A 21,045-nucleotide genomic window follows, 5' to 3' on the forward strand; every position below is an offset into this window, starting at 1 on the left:
CCATTCCGCATTCTGTGATCTGGTCCGCGGTCCGCGGGGCCGCAGTTCCTCGATCATGCCCCTCCCAGACGCTTCGGGAGAGGCCCCATGGAATCCGCCGATCGGCGTCCCGCCCTGGCTCGACGGCTCGTCGACTGGGCCGCCCTGACCCCTGAGACCGCCGACCGACTGGTCGCCGACTCGCGTCGATCCGGACGGCCACTGGTCCAGCAGCTGCTGGATAGCGATGCGCTGGCGCCGGCCGTCATCGCCGAGGCGGCATCGTTGGTATTCGGTATCGAGCGGGTCACCGAGCAGGGCCTTGAACCCGTCCCCGAGCTGCTTGACCGGGTGGACCCTGATCTCATCCAGCGCCATCACGCGCTACCCCTGCGCTGGCGTGACGGGGTCCTGCAGATCGCGGTCTCCGACCCCGCCAATACCGCGGCGCTGGACGAGCTGCGATTTCACGCCGGTCTGCCGGTGGCGCCGGTGCTGGCCGATGATGACCACCTCACGGCAAGCATCCGGCGCCTTACCGGCGGTGTCAGCGGCGCTGCCGACGAGCTGGTCACGGCCGCCCGCGCCGAAGCTGTCCGCGATGCGCCGGCAGCGGATGGCGAGGATGACACCCCGGTGATCCGCTATATCAACGAGCTGCTGCGGCGCGCGATCCGCGAACAGGCATCGGATATCCATCTCGAGCCCTTCGAAACCCACTGCCGCGTGCGGTTTCGCCACGATGGCATCCTCCAGGAGGCCACCCGACCACCGCGCGACATGGCCGACCGGCTCGCCGCCCGCATCAAGGTCATGGCGCGCATGGATATCGCCGAACGACGCCTGCCCCAGGATGGCCGGCTGCGGTTCGATACCGATTCCGGTGGCGTCGATTTCCGTGTCAGCACCGTGCCGACGCTGTTTGGCGAAAAGCTCGTGCTGCGGCTGCTTGACGCCACCGCGACATCGCTCGACCTCGAGAGCCTGGGTATGGAGCCCGATCAGCTCGCGGTCTACCGGGCGGCCATCGAACGCCCCCATGGCATGATCCTCGTCACCGGGCCCACCGGCTCGGGGAAAACGGTGACGCTGTACAGCGCCCTGCAACAGCTCAACCAGAGCACCCGCAACATCCTCAGCGTCGAGGACCCGGTCGAGATCAAACTCCCCGGCGTCAATCAGATCGGCGTCAACCACCGCATCGGACTCGACTTTCCGCATCTGCTGCGGGCGTTCCTGCGCCAGGATCCGGACGTCATGATGGTGGGCGAGATCCGCGACCGCGAGACCGCCGAAATCGCCATCAAGGCCGCCCAGACCGGGCATCTCGTGCTCTCGACCCTGCACACGAATAATGCGGCCGGGGCGATCACGCGGCTCATCAACATGGGGATCCCGCGCTGGAGTATCGCCGCATCGGTCATCCTGATCAGTGCCCAGCGGCTGATCCGTCAGCTCTGCCCGCACTGCCGGCGGCCCGCCACTACGCCGGCGGGATTCCACGAGCCCGGCGGCTGCCCGCGCTGCCATCACGGCTACAAGGGCCGCATCGGTATTCACGAGCTCCTGCCCATGACCGATGCGCTGAGCGAGGGACTCCTCGAGGCGGATGCCGACACCGGGCTTTCGACACCGCCGGCGCCCGCCGCCCGACGGAGCCTTCGGGATGCCGGCTGGGCCAAGGCCGCGCGGGGACTCACCAGTGCCGGCGAGATCGATCGGGTCACCCGCTGATGGGCAGGGTAAGGGCATTTTTATGGCATGGGCGGGATATTGATGGTCGTCGGCGCGGCGGCTTCACGCCTGCCGGCGACGTCGAACAGCTGCGCGGCTGGCTCGGCACGCGCGGGCTGGCGCTGGGCGGATCCGTGCGCATTCCAGCCGGGCTCGAGCGCCTGTTCGTGTCACAGACGCCACAAGCCAATGACCGCCAGATCAATGCCCTGCTGCGCCAGCTGGCCACACTGAGCCGCGCCGGTGTGCCGCTCATCGATGCGGTCACACTCATCGCCCGCGAGGAAAAGCATGCCGGGCTGCGACGCCTGGCCGACGCGCTTCGCGAAGCCATCGCCGCCGGCACACCGCTGTCGATCGCGCTGGCGGACCATCCCCGGCATTTCGATCCGCTGATCTGCGGCCTGGTCCGCGCCGGCGAGCAGTCGGGACAACTGGACACATTGCTCGAGCGGATCGCCAGTGATCGCGAACGTGCCGAAGCCCTGCGTCATCGGTTGCGCCACGCCATGCTCTACCCCGGCATCGTGCTGCTCGTGGCACTGGCGGTCAGCACAGCGCTGTTGATGTTCGTCGTGCCGCGGTTCGAGTCCCTTTTCAACGGGTTCGGCGCCGAGCTGCCGGGCTTTACCCGTCAGGTGATCGGGCTCTCGGACTGGCTGCGCGGTAACGGCTGGCCGGCGCTGTTGGCGGCACTGGGCGCCGTACCGGCGGTGCTGGCACTGACACGCCGCTACCCCGCCGTCCGCGAAGTCGGCGACCGGATCAAGCTCGCGATGCCAGTCACCGGCGGCCTCATCGCCGGCGCCGAAACCGTCCGCTTCGCCCGCACCCTGGCCCTGCTCATGGAGGCCGGCGCTCCATTGGCCGAGGCCCTGCCGACGGTTGCCGATACCCTCGGCACCCGGCCTTACAAGCGGGCGGTCCGACGCATGGGCGAAGACCTGCGGGATGGGCGTTCCCTGGCCTTTGCCATCGAGCGCACACGCTGCTTTGCCGCCACCACCACGCGGATGATCGCCACCGGTGAAGCCGCCGGTCGTCTGCCCGCAGTGCTCGAGCGTATTGCCGATCGCCGCGACGCTGAGGTGCGTCAGGGCGTAGACACGCTGGGCAGCACCCTCGAGCCGCTCATCATGAGCTTCCTCGGCCTTCTGGTCGGGGGGCTGGTGCTGGCGCTCTACCTGCCGGTTTTCCAGCTCGGATCGGTCATCTGAAAGCAGCCATCAACGCCGTTGAGGGATTAGACTGTCGCCATGGAAGCGACACAGCCCACCCAGAACCACCGCCCGAATCTGGTCGTTGGACTGACCGGGGGAATTGCCAGCGGCAAGACCGCCGTCAGCCGGCGCTTCGAGGCGCAGGGTGCCGCCGTCATCGACACCGATGTCCTCGCCCGCGCGGTGGTCGAACCCGGCACCGACGGGCTGAACGCGGTGCGCGAGCGCTTTGGCGACGCCGTCATCGATACCGATGGCCAGCTCGACCGGGGCGCCATGCGGGCACGGATATTCGCCGATCCCGACGCCCGGCGCGACCTTGAGGCAATCACCCATCCACGGATCCGCCGGGCCGTCGCCCGGGCGCTGGCAGCCGTTCACGCGCCCTATGCCATGCTCGTCGTGCCGCTGCTGGTCGAAGCCGGATGGACCGATCTCATGGACCGGGTCCTGGTGGTTGATGCACCGCCGGCGCAGCAGCGCGAGCGACTCATGGCGCGCGACGGCACATCCCGCGCCGAAGCCGAGCGCATTCTCGCCAGTCAGGCGTCCCGCGACGTCCGGCTTGCCATCGCTGATGATGTCATTCACAACGATGCCGATCCCGCCGCCCTGGACACCCGGGTGGCCACCCTGCATGCGCAGTATTGCCGGCAGGCGGGCAATGCGGTCTGAACGGGTGGTTTTGTGCAGGCCGGCCTTCTGGGTGACAATCAATCACGAATAACAGGGGGCAGGCGTGGACACCACCAGCAGCGGCACGGATTTGATGATCTATGAGTATCCGCTCAACGAGCGGATGCGCACCTTCCTGCGGCTGGAATTTCTGTTCAAGAACCTGCGGTTCGGGCGCTCCGGCGACAGCCCCTGGCATACGCGTGCCGCCGTGGACGCCCTGCTCGACATCACCGCGCTGCTCACCCGCAGTGATATCCGCTCGGAGCTGCAGAAAGAGCTTGAACGCATCCTCGCCAGTCTCGAGAAGCTGCAGGCCCGTCCCGAAGTGGATGAACGCCGGCTCGAGCCGGTACTGGCCGAGTGCCGGGATGTTGCCACCGAACTGCGGGAAGCGCCCACCGGCATCCCCGCCATCGTCCGCAACAATGAATTCCTGACCAGCATCGAACAGCGCGCCGGCGTACCGGGCGGGACCTGCGCCTTCGATCTACCCGGCTACCACCTATGGCTCGAGAGCGACAGCGCCCACCGTCGGGACCTGCTCGAGCAGTGGCACGGCGCGTTCCGACTCATGGACCAGGGCACGGCGCTGGTGCTGCGGCTGCTGCGCGAAAGCGCCGATCCGGTGGACGAGGTCGCCGACAGCGGCAGTTTCCAGGCGAGTCTGGACCGTGCGACGCCCTATCAGATGCTTCGGGTGCGGCTGCCACGCTCGACCCAGTGCTATCCCGAGGTCAGCGGCAGCCGGCACTTCTGCAACATCCGTTTCCTCGAACAGCCCGTGCAGGGCGAACGTCCTCAGCAGGTGAACGACGATGTCTCATTCATCCTTGAGCGCTGTGCGATCTGACACACCCCCCAGCGTTTCCTGCCCGCAGTGCGGCAGGCCGGTCGCCTGGACGGCGGAATCCACCTATCGGCCGTTCTGTTCGCGTCGCTGCCGGATGATTGATCTGGGCGACTGGCTCGACGAGCGCCATCAGATCCCGGGCGAGCCCGCCATGCCGGATGGTGACGACGAAGACGCCGACGCCTGACCCCACCACCCCGATATACCGGCGGCGCCCTGCCCCCCGCAGGCCCGGGCGATCGCCGCGTCACCGGGCTGCAGGCCGCCAAGCGCGTACACGGGCAGCGTCGCGTCCGCCACCCACTGCGCGAACGTGTCCCAGCCGAGTGGCGCCGCATCGGGATGACTCGCGGTGGGCTGGACCGGGCTGAGAACGGCGAAGTCCGCATCGCATGCCGCGGCCTGCCGGAGCGCCTCGGGGCTGTGGCATGAGGCCGCCACGCGATAGTCCGCGGGCAGTGGCCGGGATGAGCAGGCGGCCAACTGAGCGGCATTCATGTGCAGTCCGGCAGCCCCGATCTCACGAACCTCGGCGGCGGTCCCGTTGATCATCAGCGACGCGCCCGCGGCCCGGCAGCGTGCCAGCGCCTCCCGCGCGAGGGCCCGCCTTGCCGCTGCGTCCAGGCGGACGCGGAATACGATCATGGTGGCACCCGCCGCCAGTGTCCGGTCGAGTGCCGACAACCACTCGGCCGGATCGTCACAGTCGCGGCTGATCACGTAATGGCGGGGCAACTGAAGCGCGGTGATGATGGGTCGGTTGGCCACCGGAAACTCGGCCGGCTCGAGGGCTTCGGGGGCCAGCCAGCGCAGGGGCTGGCCTTCGCGGCCGGTCGGCGTGCCGCGCCACTCCACCGCGCGGACCTGCAGCCGCACCCGACGATCGGCATAGTCATGGGCGATCTCGATGAGTGGTTCGGTGTCCAGCACCTGTATACCCAGCTCCTCATCGAGTTCACGGGCCAGCGCCGCCTCCACCGACTCGCCGGCATCGACCTTGCCACCGGGAAACTCCCAGCGCTCGCCCTGATGGCGATGGGCGGCGCGCCGGCTGATCAGGATCCGGCCCCGATGGTCGCGGATCACGCCCACCGCCACCGACAGCCGGGTCCGGTCAGCTGCGGTACTCGGCATTGATGCGGACGTAGTCATAGGAGAAGTCACAGGTCCAGACCGTCGCGGCCTGCCCGCCGCGGTCCAGATCGATGACCACCGGGACATGGTCGGCCGCCATGCGACGGGCGGCCAGCGCCTCGTCGTAGTCCGGACTCAACCCGCCGGCGGCGACAATGGGGCAGTCATCGATGGCGATGCGGACGCGGTCGACGTCCAGGTCCTCCACCCCGGCACGACCCACGGCGGCCAGGATCCGGCCCCAGTTGGGATCGGCGGCGAACAGTGCGGTCTTGAACAGGGGGGATTCGGCGACGCTGAAGGCGACCCGCTCAGCCTCGCCAATACTCCGTGCACCGGTCACCTGAATCGCCGCATCCCGTGTCGCTCCCTCGCCGTCGGCGACGATCTCCCGCGCCAGTGCGATACACAGATCGGTCAGGGCCTCGGCAAACAGCTGGCGGTCGCTGTCCGCCTCCAGGGCCACCCCACTGGCACCCGTGGCCATCAACATGCAGGCATCGTTGGTGGATGTATCACCGTCAACGGTGATGCGGTTGAAGCTGACCGCCACCGCCCCGCGCAGAAGCTGGCGCAGCGCCGCAGTGGAGATCTGCGCATCCGTGGCGACATACGCGAGCATGGTCGCCATGTCCGGCCGGATCATCCCCGACCCCTTGGCAATGCCGGTGAGCGTAACCTCGCCACCGCTCAGGGCAAGCCGCTGACTGCGTCCCTTGGGACGCGTGTCAGTGGTGCGTATCGCATCGGCGGCCAGCGCCCAATGATCGGGCTGCAGGCCCTCGAGCGCGGCGGGCAGGGCGGCATCGATGCGCGTCGCGGGCAGGGGCTCGCCAATGACGCCGGTGGAAAACGGAATGACCTGACTCGCGCGGCAGCCGGCGTGCCCGGCCAGGGCGGCGCAGTTCTGTCGGGCGGCCTGATCGCCGGCCGGGCCCGTGCCGGCATTAGCATTCCCGGTATTGATCAGCAGGTAACGCGGCTGGTCATCACGCAGGTTGCTTTCAGCGAGTCGCACCGGCGCGGCGCGGAACAGATTGCGGGTGAAGACCCCGGCCACCCGGGTACCGGGCTGCAGGGCCATCACCACCAGATCATTGGCGCCGGCCTTGCGGACGCCGGCCTCGGCCACGCCCAGCTGAACCCCGGCGACGGGATGCAGGTGCGGTAACTCGGACTGGGCAACGGCCATCGTGGATGTCCCCGCTACAGCCGGCCGTGACAGTGCTTGTACTTCTTGCCCGAACCGCAGGGGCAGGCCTCGTTGCGACCGACCTTGCGCTCACCACGCACGAAGGGCTGACGATCCGCGTCCGTCCCGCCCTCATCGGCAGCCGCCGCCGGTGCCGTACCAGCGCCCTGCAGGGCACTCGCCTGGGCATGCTCGAACTGCATGGCCCGGGCACGCTCCGCCTCCCGCTGGCTGTCCGCCGCCTCGGCATCTTCGGGGCTGCGCACGTTGACGTTGAACAGAATGCGGATCGTCTCGCGCTTGATGCCGTCGAGCATCTCCTGGAACATTTGGAACGCTTCTTTCTTGAACTCCTGCTTGGGATTGCGCTGCGCCATCCCGCGGAGCCCGATGCCCTGGCGCATGAAGTCCATGGCGGCCAGATGCTCTTTCCACTGGTTGTCGAGGACCTGCAGGAGAAAGCTTTTCTCGACCTCGCGCATCTTCACGCCAATGGCCTTCACCGCTTCTTCCTTTTCGCTATAGCGCTCGACGACCGCCTGCTGCAACCGCTCGAGCACGCCCTCACGATCCAGCTCGTCCTCTTCCTCCAGCCACTGCGCCACCGGCAGCGTCACGCCGAACTGGCCCTGCAGGGCCTCCTCGAGGGCCGGAATATCCCACTGATCATCAATGGTGCCCGGCGGCATGTGGGTATCAAGCAGCTCCGAGAGGACATCGTTCTGCATGTCGACGATGGTTCCGGAAATGTCATCGGAGACCAGCAGTTCATTGCGCTGGGCATAGACGACGCTGCGCTGGTCGTTGGCCACATCGTCGAACTCGAGCAGGTGCTTGCGCATGTCGAAGTTGTGCGCCTCGACCTTGCGCTGGGCGTTCTCGATCACCCGCGAGACCATGCCGCTCTCGATGGCCTCGCCTTCCTGCATACCCAGGCGCTGCATCATCCCGGAGACTCTCTCCGAGGCAAAGATCCGCAGCAGGCTGTCATCCAGTGACAGGAAAAAGCGCGTCGATCCCGGATCGCCCTGACGACCGGAGCGACCCCGCAGCTGGTTGTCGATGCGCCGTGACTCATGGCGCTCGGTGCCGATCACATGCAGGCCGCCGGCCTCGATGACCCGGTCATGGCGGGCCTGCCAGTCACGCCGCAGTGCCTCACGCTGCGACTCGTCGGCCTCGGCGCCGAGCTCGGCCAGCTCGACATCGAGATTGCCGCCCAGCACGATGTCAGTGCCACGACCGGCCATGTTGGTCGCGATGGTCACGGCGCCCGGCTGACCGGCCTCGGCAATAATGCCGGCCTCGCGCTCGTTTTCCTTGGCGTTGAGCACCTCGTGGGCGATGTCCGCCTTGCGCAGGGCGCCGGAGATCAGCTCCGAGCTCTCGATGGAGGTCGTGCCCACCAGCACCGGCTGCCCCCCCGCGTTGCAGTCCTTGATGTCGTCAACGATCGCCTGGTATTTGTCATCCTGGTTGAGGAACACCAGATCGTGATGATCCTTGCGCACCATTGGCCGATGCGTCGGGATGACCGCCACCTCCAGGCCATAGATGTGCTGAAACTCGTACGCTTCGGTGTCGGCCGTACCGGTCATCCCGGAGAGCTTGTCGTAGAGGCGGAAGAAGTTCTGGAACGTAATCGAGGCGAGGGTCTGGTTTTCGGCCTGGATCTCGACGCCTTCCTTGGCCTCAATGGCCTGGTGCAGCCCCTCGGACCAGCGCCGCCCGGGCATGGCCCGGCCGGTGAACTCGTCGACGATGACGATCTGACCATCCCGGACCAGATAGTGGACATCGCGCTGGAACAGCACCTGCGCGCGCAATGCGGCATTGAGGTGATGGACCATGACGATGTTGCGGGCGTCGTACAGGCTTTCACCCTCGTTCAGCAGGCCGGCCTCCTGCAGCAGGGCCTCGGCCCGCTCCTGGCCCGACTCGGTCAGAAAGGCCTGACGGGCCTTCTCGTCGAGGTAGTAATCCCCCGGGCCGTCTTCCTCTTCCTGAGCTTCGAGCGCCGGCACGATCCGGTTCATGCTCACGTACAGGTCGCTGGACTGCTCGGCCTTACCGGAGATGATGAGTGGCGTGCGCGCCTCGTCGATGAGGATCGAGTCGACCTCGTCGACGATGGCGAAATGCCGGCCGCGCTGCATCTGATCCTCGGCCCGAAGCGCCATGTTGTCGCGCAGATAGTCGAAGCCGAACTCGTTGTTCGTGCCGTAGGTGATATCGGCCTGATAGGCGGCGCGCTTGGTCTCGCCGTCCATGCCGGGCACGACGACGCCCACCTCCAGGCCGAGGAAGCGGTAGAGCCGCCCCATCCACTCGGCATCACGCCGCGCCAGATAGTCGTTGACGGTGATGATGTGCACACCCTCACCGGACAGGGCGTTGAGGTAGGCCGCGAGGGTAGCCACCAGGGTCTTGCCTTCGCCGGTCTTCATCTCGGCGATGCGGCCCTGATGCAGGACGATGCCGCCAATGAGCTGGACGTCGAAGTGGCGCAGGCCGAGGACCCGCTGGGCCGCTTCCCGGACCACCGCAAAGGCCTCGGGCAGGAGACTGTCCAGGCGCTCGCCGCCATTCAGCCGCTCACGCAGACTGTCCGTCATGCCCTGCAGCGCATCGTCCGACAATGCCTGCATGGTCGGTTCCAGGGCGTTGATGCGGGTGACCTGGCGACGCAGCCGTTTGACCAGACGGTCGTTGCGGGTGCCAAGGACCTTTTTTGCGATTCCGCTGAGCATGCCGATCCAATGCGCTTTAGAATGAACGCATCACTATAGCGCATCGGACGCGGGAAAATCAGGAGTCGGCGATGAGCGAGCGCAGGGCCGGCGGCCCCGGCCGCCTACAGGGAATCATGCGGCGATCGAGCAGCGACATGAAGGCCATCCGGCGCCAGACCGCCCTGCTCGAGCGGGCGACGCGCACACTCAACGGCGCCCTGCCCGGGCGCCTGCACGGCCACTGGCAGGTCGCCGCCCTGTCCACCGATGCGCTGATCGTGACCGCCGAGAGCTCGGCATGGGCGACGCCGCTGCGCGCCTATCAATCGGCGCTGCTGGCTACGGCCGGCGAATCCCTGGGGGTGCGGCCGGCCCGACTGCAGATCCGCCTGGCCACACCTCCCCCGGCGAGACCGCCGCGGCGTCGGAGTGCCACCCTGAGCGATGAGACGGCCCGGCACCTGGAATCCGCCGCCCGCGGCATGGACGACGAGCGTCTCGCCGAGTCGCTGCGACGCCTGGCCTCACGCCGTCGTGGCGCCTCAGGTGACGGGTAGCGGCTGATCGTAGGTGATCGGCGCCACCTCGTCGCCCTCGAAGGTCACCTCTTCCCAGGCATCGCGTTCGACCAGCAGCTTGCGCAGCAGTCGATTGTTGAGCTCGTGGCCCGACTTGTAGCCGTGAAAGGCGCCGATCAGGCTGCGGTTGAGCTGATAGAGATCGCCGATGGCATCCAGGATCTTATGCTTGGCGAACTCATTCTGGTACCGCAGGCCATCCTCGTTGAGCACCCGGTAGTCATCGACCACGATGGCATTGTCGAGACTGCCCCCCAGCGCGAGGTTGTTCTGGCGCAGGTACTCGATGTCGCGCATGAAGCCGAAGGTACGGGCGCGGCTGACCTCCTTGACGAACGAGGTGGATGAGAAGTCGACCTCGGCCGTGCGCTCGCCGGCCCGGAACACCGGGTGATCGAACTCGAGGGTGTAACTCACCTTGAAGCCGTCATGAGGCGCGAAACTGACGCGCTTGCCGTCCGGCTCCTCGATGGTCAGCGGGCGGGTGATGCGCACGAACCGCTTGGGAGCGGCCTGCTCGAGGGTCCCGGCCGAGCGGATCAGAAACACGAAGGGCCCGGCACTGCCGTCCATGATCGGCACTTCCGGTGCCGAGAGGTCGATGTAGGCATTGTCGATGCCCAGCCCCGCCATGGCCGAGAGCAGATGCTCGACCGTGGCGACACGCACGCCATCCCGGCTCAGACAGGTCGAGAGCACGGTATCGGCCACATTCTCCGGATCGGCGGCAATCTCGACGACCGGGTCAAGGTCGATCCGACAGAAGCGGATGCCGGTATTGGCCGGTGCCGGGCGCAGGGTCAGGTAGACCTTCTCCCCCGTGTGGAGCCCGACACCGGTCGCCCGGATGCTGTTTTTGAGCGTGCGTTGTCGAATCATCAACCCTGTCCAGAAAAGTGCGCGGCAAATTAGCGTTGCAGCATAGCAGAAACCCGGCCCACCCGGCAGGCTCGGTCAGTCGGCCTGGCGGCGGAGAAACGCCGGAATATCCAGGTATTCCATGTCGCTACCCGCTGCGGCAGTATTGCTGCCGTTGGCACTCCACTGACGGGCTGCCGGCCGTTCGGGGGTCTCGCTGGCCGGATCACCACTCGCCGCCTTACGCGGAACCAGCCGTGCGGCCGGCGCCGCCTCGGGCTCCTGCGCCGGGCGATCAGCGGCCAGGCCGGTCGCCACCACCGTGACCCGGATCTCGCCCTCGAGCTCGGGATCGATCACGGTGCCCACTACGACGGTCGCCTCGTCCGAGGCAAACTCCTTGACGGCATTACCCACTTCATCGAACTCGCCGATGGACAGGTCCAGCCCCGCGGTCACATTCACCAGCACGCCATTGGCGCCGGCGATATTGGCATCCTCGAGCAGCGGGCAGGCAATGGCCCGTTCGGCGGCCTCGCGCGCCCGGCCCTCGCCGCTGGACTCACCGGATCCCATCACCGCCATGCCCATCTCGGACATGACCGTGCGCACGTCAGCGAAGTCGACGTTGATCAGGCCGGGGCGTGTGATGAGCTCGGCAATGCCCTTGACGGCCCCGAGCAGGACATCGTTGGCCGACTTGAACGCGTTCAGCAGCGTCAGCTCCTGACCCAGCACCGCAAGCAGCTTTTCGTTGGGGATGGTGATCAGCGAGTCGACCTCACGCTCGAGCTCGCGGATCCCCTCCTCGGCCACGCTCATGCGCTTCTTGCCCTCGAACGGGAACGGCTTGGTGACCACGGCCACCGTCAGCACGCCCATTTCGCGGGCGATCTGCGCCACCACCGGCGCCGCCCCGGTGCCGGTCCCGCCGCCCATGCCGGCGGTGATGAACACCATGTCGGCGCCTTCCAGCACCTCGGCGATCCGCTCCCGGTCGTGATCGGCGGCCTCGCGGCCGACCTGCGGATGGGCCCCGGCGCCCAGCCCCTTGGTGATGCCCTGACCCAGCTGCAGCGTGGTCCGGGCCGAGCTGTTACGCAGTGCCTGGGCATCGGTGTTGGCGCAGATGAAATCCACCCCGTCCACATCGGCGGCGACCATGTGCTGCACGGCGTTGCCGCCGCCACCGCCGACGCCGACGACCTTGATGACCGCATTCTGGTTGTAGCTATCCATTAACTCGAACATTGCTTCACCCTCCGTCGATGAATCAGAAATTTCCCTTGAACCAGTCCCTCATCCGGCCCCATACCGCCGTGAAGCCCTGGGCTCCGCCGGCTGAGAGTTCCGGACGCGATTCGTCACGGTGTTGCCAGCCGCCATGCAGCAGACCGACGCCCGTGGAGTAGATGGGGTTGCGGACGACATCCGTCAGCCCCGTCATGTGTTGCGGTAGCCCCAGACGCACCGGGGTGTGGAAGACCTCCTCAGCGAGATCCACCGCGCCTTCCATCTTCGAGCTGCCGCCGGTCAGCACGACGCCGGCGGCAATCAGATCCTCGAACCCACTCCGCCGGAGTTCCGCCTGGACCAGCGTCATGAGCTCCTCGTAGCGGGGCTCGACGACCTCGGCAAGGGTCTGGCGGGACAGCCGCCGCGGCGGGCGATCTCCCACCGAGGCCACCTCGATGGTCTCGTTACTGGTCGCAAGCTGGGACAGTGCGCAGGCGTAGCGCATCTTGATGTCCTCGGCGTGCTGGGTGGGCGTGCGCAGCGCCACCGCAATGTCGTTGGTGACCTGGTCGCCGGCAATGGGAATCACCGCGGTATGACGGATGGCGCCATCGGTGAATACCGCGATGTCGGTGGTGCCGCCGCCGATGTCCACCAGACAGACGCCCAGTTCCTTTTCGTCCTCGGTCAGCACGGCGTGGCTCGACGCCAGCTGCTCGAGGATCACATCGTCCACCTCAAGCCCGCAGCGCCGGATGCACTTGACGATGTTCTGGGCGGCGCTGACCGCACCGGTCACCATGTGGACCTTGGCCTCGAGACGCACACCGGACATCCCCACCGGTTCCCGGACGCCTTCCTGACTGTCGATGATGTACTCCTGCGGCAGGGTGTGGAGGATCTCCTGATCCGCGGGAATGGCCACGGCCCGCGCCGCGTCGAGGACCCGCTCGACATCGCTGCGGGTCACCTCACGGTCCTTGATGGCGACGATGCCGTGGGAGTTGAGCGAGCGCACATGGCTGCCGGCGATGCCCACATAGACCGAGTGGATCTGGCAGCCGGCCATGAGCTCGGCCTCCTCCACCGCACGCTGGATGGACTGGACCGTGGACTCGATATTGACCACGACGCCCTTTTTCAGGCCCCGCGAGCGGTGCGAACCGATGCCGATCACCTCGACATCGCCGCCCGCCTGCATCTCACCCACAATCGCCACGACCTTCGAAGTGCCGATATCCAGGCCCACCAGCAGATTGCGTTCCTGTTTTTTTGTCATTGACTCATTCCTCGTCCTGCCACCGCAGGGCAAATCCATCGGGGTAGCGCAGATCGGCCACCGCCGGCTGTCGTTGATCGGTCTCGGGCAACTGCTGCCAGGCGGCGACAAAGCGCGCCAGGCGGGCGTCGACCGAGTCGCGGCCCAGACGCACGACCCCGCCACCGTCGAGTGTCAGCGTCCAAGCCCGACGCTCGTTCAGCGTCAGCGCCACGGCCTTCAGAGAGACTGACTCGAGCCGGGCCTGCAGCGCCCGATAACGGGCGAGCACCCGCTCGGCACTGCCCGGCGGACCGGCCAGGGCCGGTAGCGCCAGATCCGGCAGCGGACTGGGCCGGAACAGGTCGGCATCGGCGTTCATCAGCGCGCCCTCCCCCCAGATCGCCACTGCCTGATGTGCATCGATGGTGACCCGCAGGGCATCCGGCCAGACCCGCCGGACCGTCGCCGTGGCCACCCATGGCCGCGACTCGACCGCCTCGCGGATCGCGGTCACGTCGGCGGTCAGCAACCCGCCCTGCAGCGATCCACTCAGCGCCGCGCGCAGCTCCGAGGCCTGCAGGCGCGCCAGTTCGCCGTCGAAGCCGATCCGCTCGAGGGGCAGCAACGGCCCCACCCAGCCCCGGTCGAGGGCATGCAGGGCGCCGGCGCCGAGTGCCGTCAGGCATCCCAGCAACAGCAACAGCGCCGCGCGTTGGCTCACAAAACCGCTCACTGCCCGTCACCATGCCTCCAGCTCGTCAGCAGAATCCGCGCCACCAGCTCGTGCGTCCCGATCCCGGCGGATGCGGCCGCAGCGGGCACCAGCGAGTGATCGGTCATGCCCGGGATGGTGTTCACCTCGAGCAGCCACAGACCGCCCTGGGAATCCGCCATGACATCCACACGCCCCCAGCCGCAGGCGCCGATAGCGGCAAAAGCGCGACGCGCCAGCTGCGCCATCCGGGCCTCGGCCGCCACGTCCAGACCGCAGGGCAGGACCATCCGCGTGGACTCGGACTGGTACTTGGCGCGGTAGTCATAAAACGGTTCATCCACCTCGATGCGAATGGCGGGCAGGTCGCGGTCCGCCAGCAGCGCAAGCGTGTATTCGGGGCCGTCGATGCAGCGCTCGACCAGCGCCGCCCCACCAAACGCCCGCGCCTGCTCGGCCGCCGCGGCCAGGTCGGCGCCGCGATCCACCCGGGTCGTGCCCATGCTTGACCCCTCACGCAGCGGCTTGACGAAAAGCGGCAGCCCCAGCGCCTCGACCACCGCCTGCGGGTCGTCGCCATGCCGCAGCACACGGAAGGCCGGCGTGGGCAGGTCCATCGCCTGCCAGATGCATTTACTGCGCAGCTTGTCCATGCCGAGGGCCGAGGCCAGCACGCCGCTGCCGGTGTAGGGGATGCCCATGGCCTCCAGCGCACCCTGCATCACGCCATCCTCGCCGCCCGGCCCGTGCAGGGCGATGAACGCGCGGTCATAGTCCGCAAGGGCCGCCACCGGGCGCTCGGCGGGGTCAAAGGCCGTGGCCTCGACCCCCATCGCCTGCAGCGCCGCCAGGCACTCGCCGCCGCTGGCCAGTGAGATTTCGCGCTCCGCCGAGTGGCCGCCCATCAGCACCGCCACCCGGCCGGGATCATGCCCCTGGAGGTGTGCATCAAGCGTCATGGGACAACGCCTCCCCGATGATGCGGACCTCGGTCTCCAGGGTGATGCCGTAAACGGCCTGCACGGTGGCCCGGATCCGGTCGATGAGCGCCTCGATGTCGGCCGCGCAGGCCGCGCCGTCGTGGACGATGAAGTTGGCGTGTTTCTCGGACACCCGGGCGCCGCCCTGGCGGGCCCCCTTGAGCCCGGCCGCCTCGATCAGCCGCGCTGCATGATCACCGGGCGGGTTGCGGAACACCGACCCACCACTGGCAATGCCGGTGGGCTGCTTCTCGGCCCGCTCGGCGAGCAGGTCCTTGACCCGCGCCTTGAGTGCAGCCGGATCACCGCCCGGCTGAAAACGGAAGGTCGCGGCGGTAAACCACTCGCCTTCCATTCCGCGTACCTCGCGATACCCCACGGCGAAGTCGGCGGGATCACGCTCGCGGAGCGTGCCGTGACGATCGACGGTTTCCACCGATTCCACCTGCGACCAGGTATCACCGCCCCAGGCACCGGCATTCATCGCCAGTGCGCCGCCGATCGTACCCGGGATGCCGGCAAAGAACGCCGCCCCGACATAACCCCGTCGGCCGCATTCCCGCGCCAGCTTCGCGCAGGGGACACCGGCATCGACCCGCATCCGCCCGTCGCCCTGATCCTGCAGCGAGGACAATCCCCGGTGCAGGCGGATCACGGTCCCCTGCAGGCCGCCGTCGCGGATCAACAGATTGCTGCCCAGACCCAGCCAGTGGAACGGCTCGACGGCCTGATCGCTGGCCAGAAAGCGGGCCAGGTCACGGCTGTCCACGGGTTCATAGACCCGCGCCGCGGGGCCACCGACGCGCCAGGTCGTGTGGCGCGCCATGGGAACGGATTGACGCAGCTGGCCGTGAGCCATCGTCATGACCGCGCCTCCCCGGCCAGCAGCCGCGGTAGCGCCGTGCCAATGCTGCCGGCACCGAGGGTGATCACCACATCGTCGGGCCGCAGCATGGCCGGCAGGATTGAGATCAGCTCATCGAGGTCACCGACGAACACCGGATCCACCTGACCGCGCAGCCGGATGGCGCGGCACAGACTGCGGGCGTCGGCGCCGGGCAGTGGGGCTTCACCGGCGCCGTAGACCTCGGTGACCAGCAGCAGATCGGCCTCGCCCAGGACCCGCGCGAAGTCGTCAAACAGATCGCGGGTGCGGGTGAATCGATGGGGTTGGAAAATCACCACCAGCCGCTGTCCCGGCCAGTTACTGCGCAGCGCCTCGGTGACCGCCTCGATCTCGCGGGGATGATGCGCATAGTCGTCCATGAGCAGGCTGCTGCCGCCGGCGACGGGCAGCCGCCCTAGCTGCTGGAAGCGCCGGCCGATGCCGGCGAACGCCCCGAGGGCCTGCTGAATCGCGGTATCGGCAACATTCAGCGCCCGGGCCACGGCAATCGCTCCCAGCGCATTGAGCACATTGTGGCGGCCGGGCAGATTGAGGGTGACCGGCATCGGCTCGAATCCCTCGGCCCGCACCGTGAAATGACTGCGGCCGGCGTCGGCAACGACATCGGTGGCCCGGACGTCGGCGCTGGCGGAAAACCCGTAGGTTCGCACCGGCCGCGCCAGTTCGCCGGCCAGTGAGCGCAGCTCGGCATCATCGTCGCAGAGCACGGCCAGCCCGTAGAACGGCAGGTGGTGGAGAAACTCGATGAACGTCGCGCGCAGCCGATCGAAATCACCGCCATAGGTCTCCAGATGGTCGGCATCGATATTGGTGACCACCGCGAGCATCGGGTTGAGATAGAGGAACGAGGCGTCGCTTTCATCCGCCTCGGCAACCAGATAACGGCCGGTGCCAAGGCGTGCATGACTGGCGGCGCTGTTCAGCCGGCCGCCGATCACGAAGGTCGGATCCAGATCCGCCTCACCGAGGATGCTCGCCACCAGGCTGGTGGTGGTGGTCTTGCCATGGGTGCCCGCCACCGCAATACCAAACCGGAAGCGCATCAGCTCGGCGAGCATCTCGGCGCGTGGGACCACGGGCACCCGCGCGGCCCGGGCGGCGATCACCTCGGGATTGTCTTCGGTGACGGCGCTGGAGATGACCACCGCATCGGCGTCACGCACCTGCTCGGCCCGATGCCCGATGGCGATGCCCGCACCCAGACCGCGGAGATGCTCGATCACGGCATTCTCACGCAGATCCGAACCGCTGACCGTGTAGCCCAGGTTGAGCAGGACTTCGGCGATGCCGCCCATGCCGGCTCCGCCGACGCCCACAAAATGCAGACGCTGGACCGGGCCCATGGCGCCGGGGCCACCCGGGGTCTGGGGCTGCAGGCTGGTCATGCGCTCACCTCCAGGCAGATATCGGCGACCTGCTCGGCCGCCCGCGGGCGTCCGACGTGCCGGGCGTTGGCAGCCATCCGGGCCCGCGTCGCCGGCTCGGTCAGCAGCGGCCGCAGCACCGCCGCCAGGCCCTCCGCCGAGAGCGCATCGTCGGCGATCATCCGCGCCGCATCGGCCTCCACCAGAAACCGGGCGTTGGCGCTTTGATGATCGTCCACGGCGTAGGGATACGGCACCAGGATCGCGGCGCGTCCCACCGCCGCCAGTTCCGAGACGGTCAGCGCGCCGGCCCGGCAGATCACCACATCGGCGGCGTGATAGGCGCCCGCCATATCATCGATGAAGGCACGGACATCCGCCTCAATGGCCGCCTCGCGATAGCCGGACCGGGCCGTCTCCAGACTCCGCTCGCCAGCCTGGTGCAGCACCGTCGGCCGCTCCGCCACAGGCAGCCGGGCGAGCGCTTCGGGTACCACCCGGTTGAGGGTGCGCGCCCCGAGACTGCCGCCGATCACCAGCAGCCGCGGATGGGGCGCCGCCGGCGCCGGGTCCGTCTCGGCCAGTGCGGTGATGGCACCGCGCACCGGATTGCCGGTAAAGGTCGTCGCCCGATCACCGGGGAACGTCGCGTCCAGCCCGGTCAGCACGCGAGTGGCCCGCCGCGAGAGCAGCCGATTGGTCAGCCCGGCAATCGCATTCTGCTCGTGAATGATCAGCGGGATCTTCCGGAGCCAGGTGGCGATGCCTGCCGGCCCCGCCACGTAGCCACCCATTCCCAGGACCGCCCGCGGCCGATGCCGACGCAGTACCGCGAGCGTTTCAAAAACCGCCCGCGCCACGATCCACGGCGCCTTGAGCCATCCGGCCCAGCCATTACCGCGCAGGCCCCGCACGGTCACTGTCTCGAGGGGGATGTCGGCCTGGGGAACCACGCGGGCCTCGAGGCCAAGCGGCGTTCCCAACCAGATCACCGGCACCGACTGCCGGGCGAGGACCTCGGCCACGGCCAGCGCCGGGAAGACATGCCCGCCGGTGCCACCGGCGATGATCAGGATCGGTCGCGGGGTCATGTCGCCCTCCGCCGCGGCCGCTGACTGGCCGCCCGGCCGGCTTGCCGGCACTCGAGATCGGCCCGCATCAGCAGCCCCAGTGCCAGCGCGGTCACGATCAGACTGCTACCGCCGTAGCTCATCAACGGCAGGGTCAGACCCTTAGTGGGCAGAAGTCCCAGATTGACGCCCATGTTCACGAACGCCTGCAGCCCGAACGCAATGGCCACCCCGTAGGCCAGCAGGCCACCGAACAGCCGCCCGTTGCGCAGACTGGCCGCCCCGATGCCACAGCCGCGCCACACGATGAAGCTGTACAGGCCGATGGTGACGGCCATGCCGACCACGCCGAGCTCTTCGGCCATCACGGCAAAGACGAAGTCGGTATGCGCCTCGGGCAGATAGAAAAGCTTCTGGACGCTGTTGCCCAGACCAACCCCCAGCCACTCGCCACGGCCCACGGCAATCAGCGACTGGGTGAGCTGAAAGCCACTGGCGAACGGATCCGCCCAGGGGTCGGTGAACGCCGTGAAGCGCTCCAGGCGATAGGGTTCGGCAATGATCAGCGCGGCCCCCGCCATCACCGCGACAGTGCCCAACACCACAAAGATCAGTAGCGGCACGCCGGCGATGAACAGCACACCACCCACCGTGGCCGCGAGCACCGCGAGGGCGCCGAAGTCGGGTTGCGCCAGCAGGAGCGCGCCCACCGCCGCCATCACCAGCGCAACCGGCAGCATCGGCGCCGCGGAGGCCCGGACCCGCTCCCCATGACGCGCCAGAAGGGCGGCGAAATAGATGAGCACGAACAGTCGGATGAATTCCGAGACCTGAAGATTGACCGGTCCCAGCGGGATCCAGCGGGTAGCGCCATTCACCTCGCGCCCGACCCCCGGAATGAGCACGGCGATCAGCAGCGCGAACGACAGGACCAGCAGCGGCGCGGATACGGCGGCCACGAAGGTCAGGGGAATGCGCAGGCAGACCGCGAAGGCCAGCATCCCAAGCCCCAGAAACGCCGCCTGACGCCGCAGGAAATGCGTGGCCGACTCGCTGGATGCCTCGCCAATCGCCACCGAGGCCGACGCCATAATCACCAGTCCCAGCGCCGCCAGGACCAGGATCGCCACCAGCAGCGGGCGGTCGAATTCGCCAGCGGCCGGAAGCCGGCCTGCGAAGGGCGCGGTGAGTACGGACAGTGACAGGCGCTCAGTCATGGGGTAGCGCCTCCACCCAACGGCGGAAGTGATCGCCGCGTGCACGGTAGTCGGTGAACTGATCCAGACTGGCACAGGCGGGCGACAGCAGGATCACATCCCCGCGCCGCGATACGCGCCGTGCGGCCTGCAGGGCTGCGTCCAGATCGGCCGCCGTGGTCACGTCCACATGGCCGGCAAGGGCGTCGGCGAGCGCTGCCGCATCGCGGCCGAACAGCACCGCCGCGCGGCCGGTCTCCGCCAGCGCCGCTCCCAGAGCGGCGAACGACTGGCCTTTGCCGTCACCGCCGGCGATCAACACCAGCGGCCCTTCCAGCCCACGGATCGCCGCAATCGCGGAACCCACATTGGTGGCCTTGGAGTCGTTCACCCACTGACGGCCCTCCCGCCAGCCGAGCGACTCGGTGCGATGCGGCAGTGACCGGAATGCAGTCAGGGCAGTCACCATCGCGTCGCGGTCAAGACCGGCGGCCTCGCCGATGGCAAGCGCCGCCAGCGCATTCAGTGCATTGTGGTGCCCCGGCAGGGCAAGGGCGTCGCGCGGCATCACCGGCGTCTCGCCGGCCATCAGCCAGGCGTCGCCGTGGTGCCGGCCGATTCGCCAGGCCGATGCCGGCGGCGCAGCGTCGCCGAACCGGTGGACGGCGGCGGCGTCGCCCGCCATGCCCCTTACCCAGGGGTCGTCAGCATTGAGGACCGCGTGTTCGGCATGGCGGAAGATCCGCGCCTTGGCTGCGGCGTAGGCCGCCATGTCATCGTAGCGGTCAAGGTGATCAGGGCTCAGATTGAGGACGGCCGCCACCTGCGGCTGCAGCGATACGGTGGTCTCGAGCTGGAAACTCGACAGCTCGAGCACGAACAGTTCGGCGCGCGGCTGGCTCGCCAGCAGCGAAAGCGCCGCCGGGCCAAGATTGCCACCGGCGGCGACATCGATCCCGGCCTGCTCGGCCATCGCCGCGACCATACGGGTGACGGTGGTCTTGCCGTTGGAGCCGGTGATCGCGATCACCGGGGCGTTCACCGCCCGGGCAAACAACTCGATCTCGCCGATGATCGACTGCCCGCGCCTCCGCGCCGCCCGCAGCGCGGGATGGCGCGGATCGATCCCGGGGCTGAGGACGATTTCATCGGCGTCAGCCAGCAGCCGCTCATCCAGATCGCCGGTGATGACCGGAATATCCGGATGCTGCGCCCGCAGAGCAGCGCCCCGGGGCGGGTCCACGCGGGTATCCATGACCGCGACGCGATGGCCCGCATCGGCCAGATGACAGGCCGCCGCATGGCCGGACTCGCCCAGACCGACCACCATCTGATCCCATTCGATGCGGGTGTGCATGTGCGCC

At 68.0% G+C, this 21,045-nt stretch carries 19 protein-coding genes; 6 read left to right on the forward strand and 13 right to left on the reverse strand.

Annotated elements, in window-relative coordinates; translation table 11 throughout:
* The first annotated feature begins 87 nt into the window (after positions 1–87).
* From BBH56_RS06775 to yacG, 5 genes are all read left to right on the forward strand, one after another.
* Positions 88–1,713 (forward strand): GspE/PulE family protein, encoded by a 1,626-nt coding sequence (locus BBH56_RS06775; protein ID WP_148122358.1) that lies wholly within the window; start codon positions 88–90, stop codon positions 1,711–1,713.
* Positions 1,713–2,930, forward strand: coding sequence for a type II secretion system F family protein (locus BBH56_RS06780; RefSeq protein ID WP_148122359.1), 1,218 nt, complete (start codon positions 1,713–1,715; stop codon positions 2,928–2,930). The genes BBH56_RS06775 and BBH56_RS06780 overlap by 1 nt, the downstream gene beginning before the upstream one ends.
* A 39-nt stretch (positions 2,931–2,969) precedes the next feature.
* Positions 2,970–3,608: a dephospho-CoA kinase gene (gene coaE, locus BBH56_RS06785; protein ID WP_148122360.1), complete on the forward strand. Its 639-nt coding sequence runs from the start codon at positions 2,970–2,972 to the stop codon at positions 3,606–3,608.
* A 64-nt stretch (positions 3,609–3,672) separates the two neighbouring features.
* The gene (gene zapD / locus BBH56_RS06790) at positions 3,673–4,461 is read left to right on the forward strand and encodes a cell division protein ZapD (protein WP_235012706.1); all 789 of its coding nucleotides are present in this window, start codon (positions 3,673–3,675) and stop codon (positions 4,459–4,461) included.
* Complete coding sequence (gene yacG, locus BBH56_RS06795) at positions 4,427–4,648, forward strand: DNA gyrase inhibitor YacG (RefSeq protein WP_148122764.1); 222 nt, start codon at positions 4,427–4,429, stop codon at positions 4,646–4,648. The genes zapD and yacG overlap by 35 nt, the downstream gene beginning before the upstream one ends.
* On the opposite strand, the gene BBH56_RS06800 is transcribed toward yacG, so the two are convergent.
* Genes BBH56_RS06800 through secA form a run of 3 tightly spaced genes read right to left on the reverse strand, consistent with a single transcriptional unit; the run spans position 4,591 to position 9,537 of the window.
* Entirely contained in the window at positions 4,591–5,595 is a 1,005-nt protein-coding gene (locus BBH56_RS06800; RefSeq protein ID WP_148122361.1) for a Nudix family hydrolase, read from the reverse strand. The two genes, yacG and BBH56_RS06800, sit on opposite strands and share 58 nt — an antisense overlap.
* Positions 5,576–6,787 carry a bifunctional glutamate N-acetyltransferase/amino-acid acetyltransferase ArgJ gene (gene argJ / locus BBH56_RS06805; protein ID WP_148122362.1) on the reverse strand — a complete coding sequence of 404 codons (1,212 nt, stop codon included), beginning with the start codon at positions 6,785–6,787 and terminating at the stop codon, positions 5,576–5,578. The genes BBH56_RS06800 and argJ overlap by 20 nt, the downstream gene beginning before the upstream one ends.
* Before the next feature lie 14 nt (positions 6,788–6,801).
* Positions 6,802–9,537, reverse strand: a complete 2,736-nt coding sequence (gene secA, locus BBH56_RS06810) for a preprotein translocase subunit SecA (protein WP_148122363.1) — start codon at positions 9,535–9,537, stop codon at positions 6,802–6,804.
* Positions 9,538–9,608: 71 nt separating this feature from the next.
* On the opposite strand from secA, the gene BBH56_RS06815 reads away from it, so the two are divergent.
* A complete protein-coding gene (locus tag BBH56_RS06815) occupies positions 9,609–10,076 on the forward strand; it encodes a DciA family protein (protein ID WP_144348047.1) in 468 nt (155 codons plus the stop codon).
* On the opposite strand, the gene lpxC is transcribed toward BBH56_RS06815, so the two are convergent.
* The 10 genes from lpxC to murD form a co-directional block, all read right to left on the reverse strand.
* The gene (gene lpxC, locus BBH56_RS06820) at positions 10,062–10,976 is read right to left on the reverse strand and encodes a UDP-3-O-acyl-N-acetylglucosamine deacetylase (RefSeq protein ID WP_110882954.1); all 915 of its coding nucleotides are present in this window, start codon (positions 10,974–10,976) and stop codon (positions 10,062–10,064) included. The two genes, BBH56_RS06815 and lpxC, sit on opposite strands and share 15 nt — an antisense overlap.
* A 75-nt stretch (positions 10,977–11,051) precedes the next feature.
* On the reverse strand, positions 11,052–12,206 hold the full coding sequence (gene ftsZ / locus BBH56_RS06825; protein ID WP_148122364.1) for a cell division protein FtsZ: 1,155 nt from the start codon (positions 12,204–12,206) through the stop codon (positions 11,052–11,054).
* A 22-nt stretch (positions 12,207–12,228) separates the two neighbouring features.
* Entirely contained in the window at positions 12,229–13,470 is a 1,242-nt protein-coding gene (ftsA, locus tag BBH56_RS06830) for a cell division protein FtsA (protein WP_148122365.1), read from the reverse strand.
* A gap of 4 nt (positions 13,471–13,474) precedes the next feature.
* Positions 13,475–14,185: a cell division protein FtsQ/DivIB gene (locus tag BBH56_RS06835; protein ID WP_148122366.1), complete on the reverse strand. Its 711-nt coding sequence runs from the start codon at positions 14,183–14,185 to the stop codon at positions 13,475–13,477.
* Positions 14,182–15,123: a D-alanine--D-alanine ligase gene (locus BBH56_RS06840; RefSeq protein WP_148122367.1), complete on the reverse strand. Its 942-nt coding sequence runs from the start codon at positions 15,121–15,123 to the stop codon at positions 14,182–14,184. Before BBH56_RS06840 ends, BBH56_RS06835 begins: the two co-directional genes overlap by 4 nt.
* On the reverse strand, positions 15,113–16,009 hold the full coding sequence (murB, locus tag BBH56_RS06845) for a UDP-N-acetylmuramate dehydrogenase (RefSeq protein ID WP_148122368.1): 897 nt from the start codon (positions 16,007–16,009) through the stop codon (positions 15,113–15,115). The genes BBH56_RS06840 and murB overlap by 11 nt, the downstream gene beginning before the upstream one ends.
* Positions 16,006–17,436 (reverse strand): UDP-N-acetylmuramate--L-alanine ligase, encoded by a 1,431-nt coding sequence (murC, locus tag BBH56_RS06850; RefSeq protein WP_110882948.1) that lies wholly within the window; start codon positions 17,434–17,436, stop codon positions 16,006–16,008. The genes murB and murC overlap by 4 nt, the downstream gene beginning before the upstream one ends.
* A complete protein-coding gene (gene murG, locus BBH56_RS06855; RefSeq protein WP_148122766.1) occupies positions 17,433–18,506 on the reverse strand; it encodes an undecaprenyldiphospho-muramoylpentapeptide beta-N-acetylglucosaminyltransferase in 1,074 nt (357 codons plus the stop codon). The genes murC and murG overlap by 4 nt, the downstream gene beginning before the upstream one ends.
* A complete protein-coding gene (gene ftsW / locus BBH56_RS06860) occupies positions 18,503–19,702 on the reverse strand; it encodes a putative lipid II flippase FtsW (protein ID WP_148122369.1) in 1,200 nt (399 codons plus the stop codon). The genes murG and ftsW overlap by 4 nt, the downstream gene beginning before the upstream one ends.
* Positions 19,695–21,038, reverse strand: a complete 1,344-nt coding sequence (murD, locus tag BBH56_RS06865) for a UDP-N-acetylmuramoyl-L-alanine--D-glutamate ligase (protein ID WP_318262518.1) — start codon at positions 21,036–21,038, stop codon at positions 19,695–19,697. Before murD ends, ftsW begins: the two co-directional genes overlap by 8 nt.
* Between the last annotated feature and the right edge of the window lie 7 nt (positions 21,039–21,045).

The organism is Spiribacter roseus (assembly GCF_002813635.1).
Taxonomy (GTDB): Bacteria; Pseudomonadota; Gammaproteobacteria; order Nitrococcales; family Nitrococcaceae; genus Spiribacter; species Spiribacter roseus.

What these genes read in the sequence shown, in the direction of transcription:
- BBH56_RS06775 (WP_148122358.1), top strand. Translation starts at nt 88, where the DNA reads ATGGAATCCGCCGATCGGCGTCCCGCCCTGGCTCGACGGCTCGTCGAC.
- BBH56_RS06780 (WP_148122359.1), top strand. Translation starts at nt 1,713, where the DNA reads ATGGGCAGGGTAAGGGCATTTTTATGGCATGGGCGGGATATTGATGGT.
- coaE (WP_148122360.1), top strand. Translation starts at nt 2,970, where the DNA reads ATGGAAGCGACACAGCCCACCCAGAACCACCGCCCGAATCTGGTCGTT.
- yacG (WP_148122764.1), top strand. Translation starts at nt 4,427, where the DNA reads ATGTCTCATTCATCCTTGAGCGCTGTGCGATCTGACACACCCCCCAGC.
- BBH56_RS06800 (WP_148122361.1), bottom strand. Translation starts at nt 5,595, where the DNA reads ATGCCGAGTACCGCAGCTGACCGGACCCGGCTGTCGGTGGCGGTGGGC.
- argJ (WP_148122362.1), bottom strand. Translation starts at nt 6,787, where the DNA reads ATGGCCGTTGCCCAGTCCGAGTTACCGCACCTGCATCCCGTCGCCGGG.
- secA (WP_148122363.1), bottom strand. Translation starts at nt 9,537, where the DNA reads ATGCTCAGCGGAATCGCAAAAAAGGTCCTTGGCACCCGCAACGACCGT.
- BBH56_RS06815 (WP_144348047.1), top strand. Translation starts at nt 9,609, where the DNA reads ATGAGCGAGCGCAGGGCCGGCGGCCCCGGCCGCCTACAGGGAATCATG.
- lpxC (WP_110882954.1), bottom strand. Translation starts at nt 10,976, where the DNA reads ATGATTCGACAACGCACGCTCAAAAACAGCATCCGGGCGACCGGTGTC.
- ftsZ (WP_148122364.1), bottom strand. Translation starts at nt 12,206, where the DNA reads ATGTTCGAGTTAATGGATAGCTACAACCAGAATGCGGTCATCAAGGTC.
- ftsA (WP_148122365.1), bottom strand. Translation starts at nt 13,470, where the DNA reads ATGACAAAAAAACAGGAACGCAATCTGCTGGTGGGCCTGGATATCGGC.
- BBH56_RS06840 (WP_148122367.1), bottom strand. Translation starts at nt 15,123, where the DNA reads ATGACGCTTGATGCACACCTCCAGGGGCATGATCCCGGCCGGGTGGCG.
- murB (WP_148122368.1), bottom strand. Translation starts at nt 16,009, where the DNA reads ATGACGATGGCTCACGGCCAGCTGCGTCAATCCGTTCCCATGGCGCGC.
- murC (WP_110882948.1), bottom strand. Translation starts at nt 17,436, where the DNA reads ATGACCAGCCTGCAGCCCCAGACCCCGGGTGGCCCCGGCGCCATGGGC.
- murG (WP_148122766.1), bottom strand. Translation starts at nt 18,506, where the DNA reads ATGACCCCGCGACCGATCCTGATCATCGCCGGTGGCACCGGCGGGCAT.
- ftsW (WP_148122369.1), bottom strand. Translation starts at nt 19,702, where the DNA reads ATGACTGAGCGCCTGTCACTGTCCGTACTCACCGCGCCCTTCGCAGGC.
- murD (WP_318262518.1), bottom strand. Translation starts at nt 21,038, where the DNA reads ATGCACACCCGCATCGAATGGGATCAGATGGTGGTCGGTCTGGGCGAG.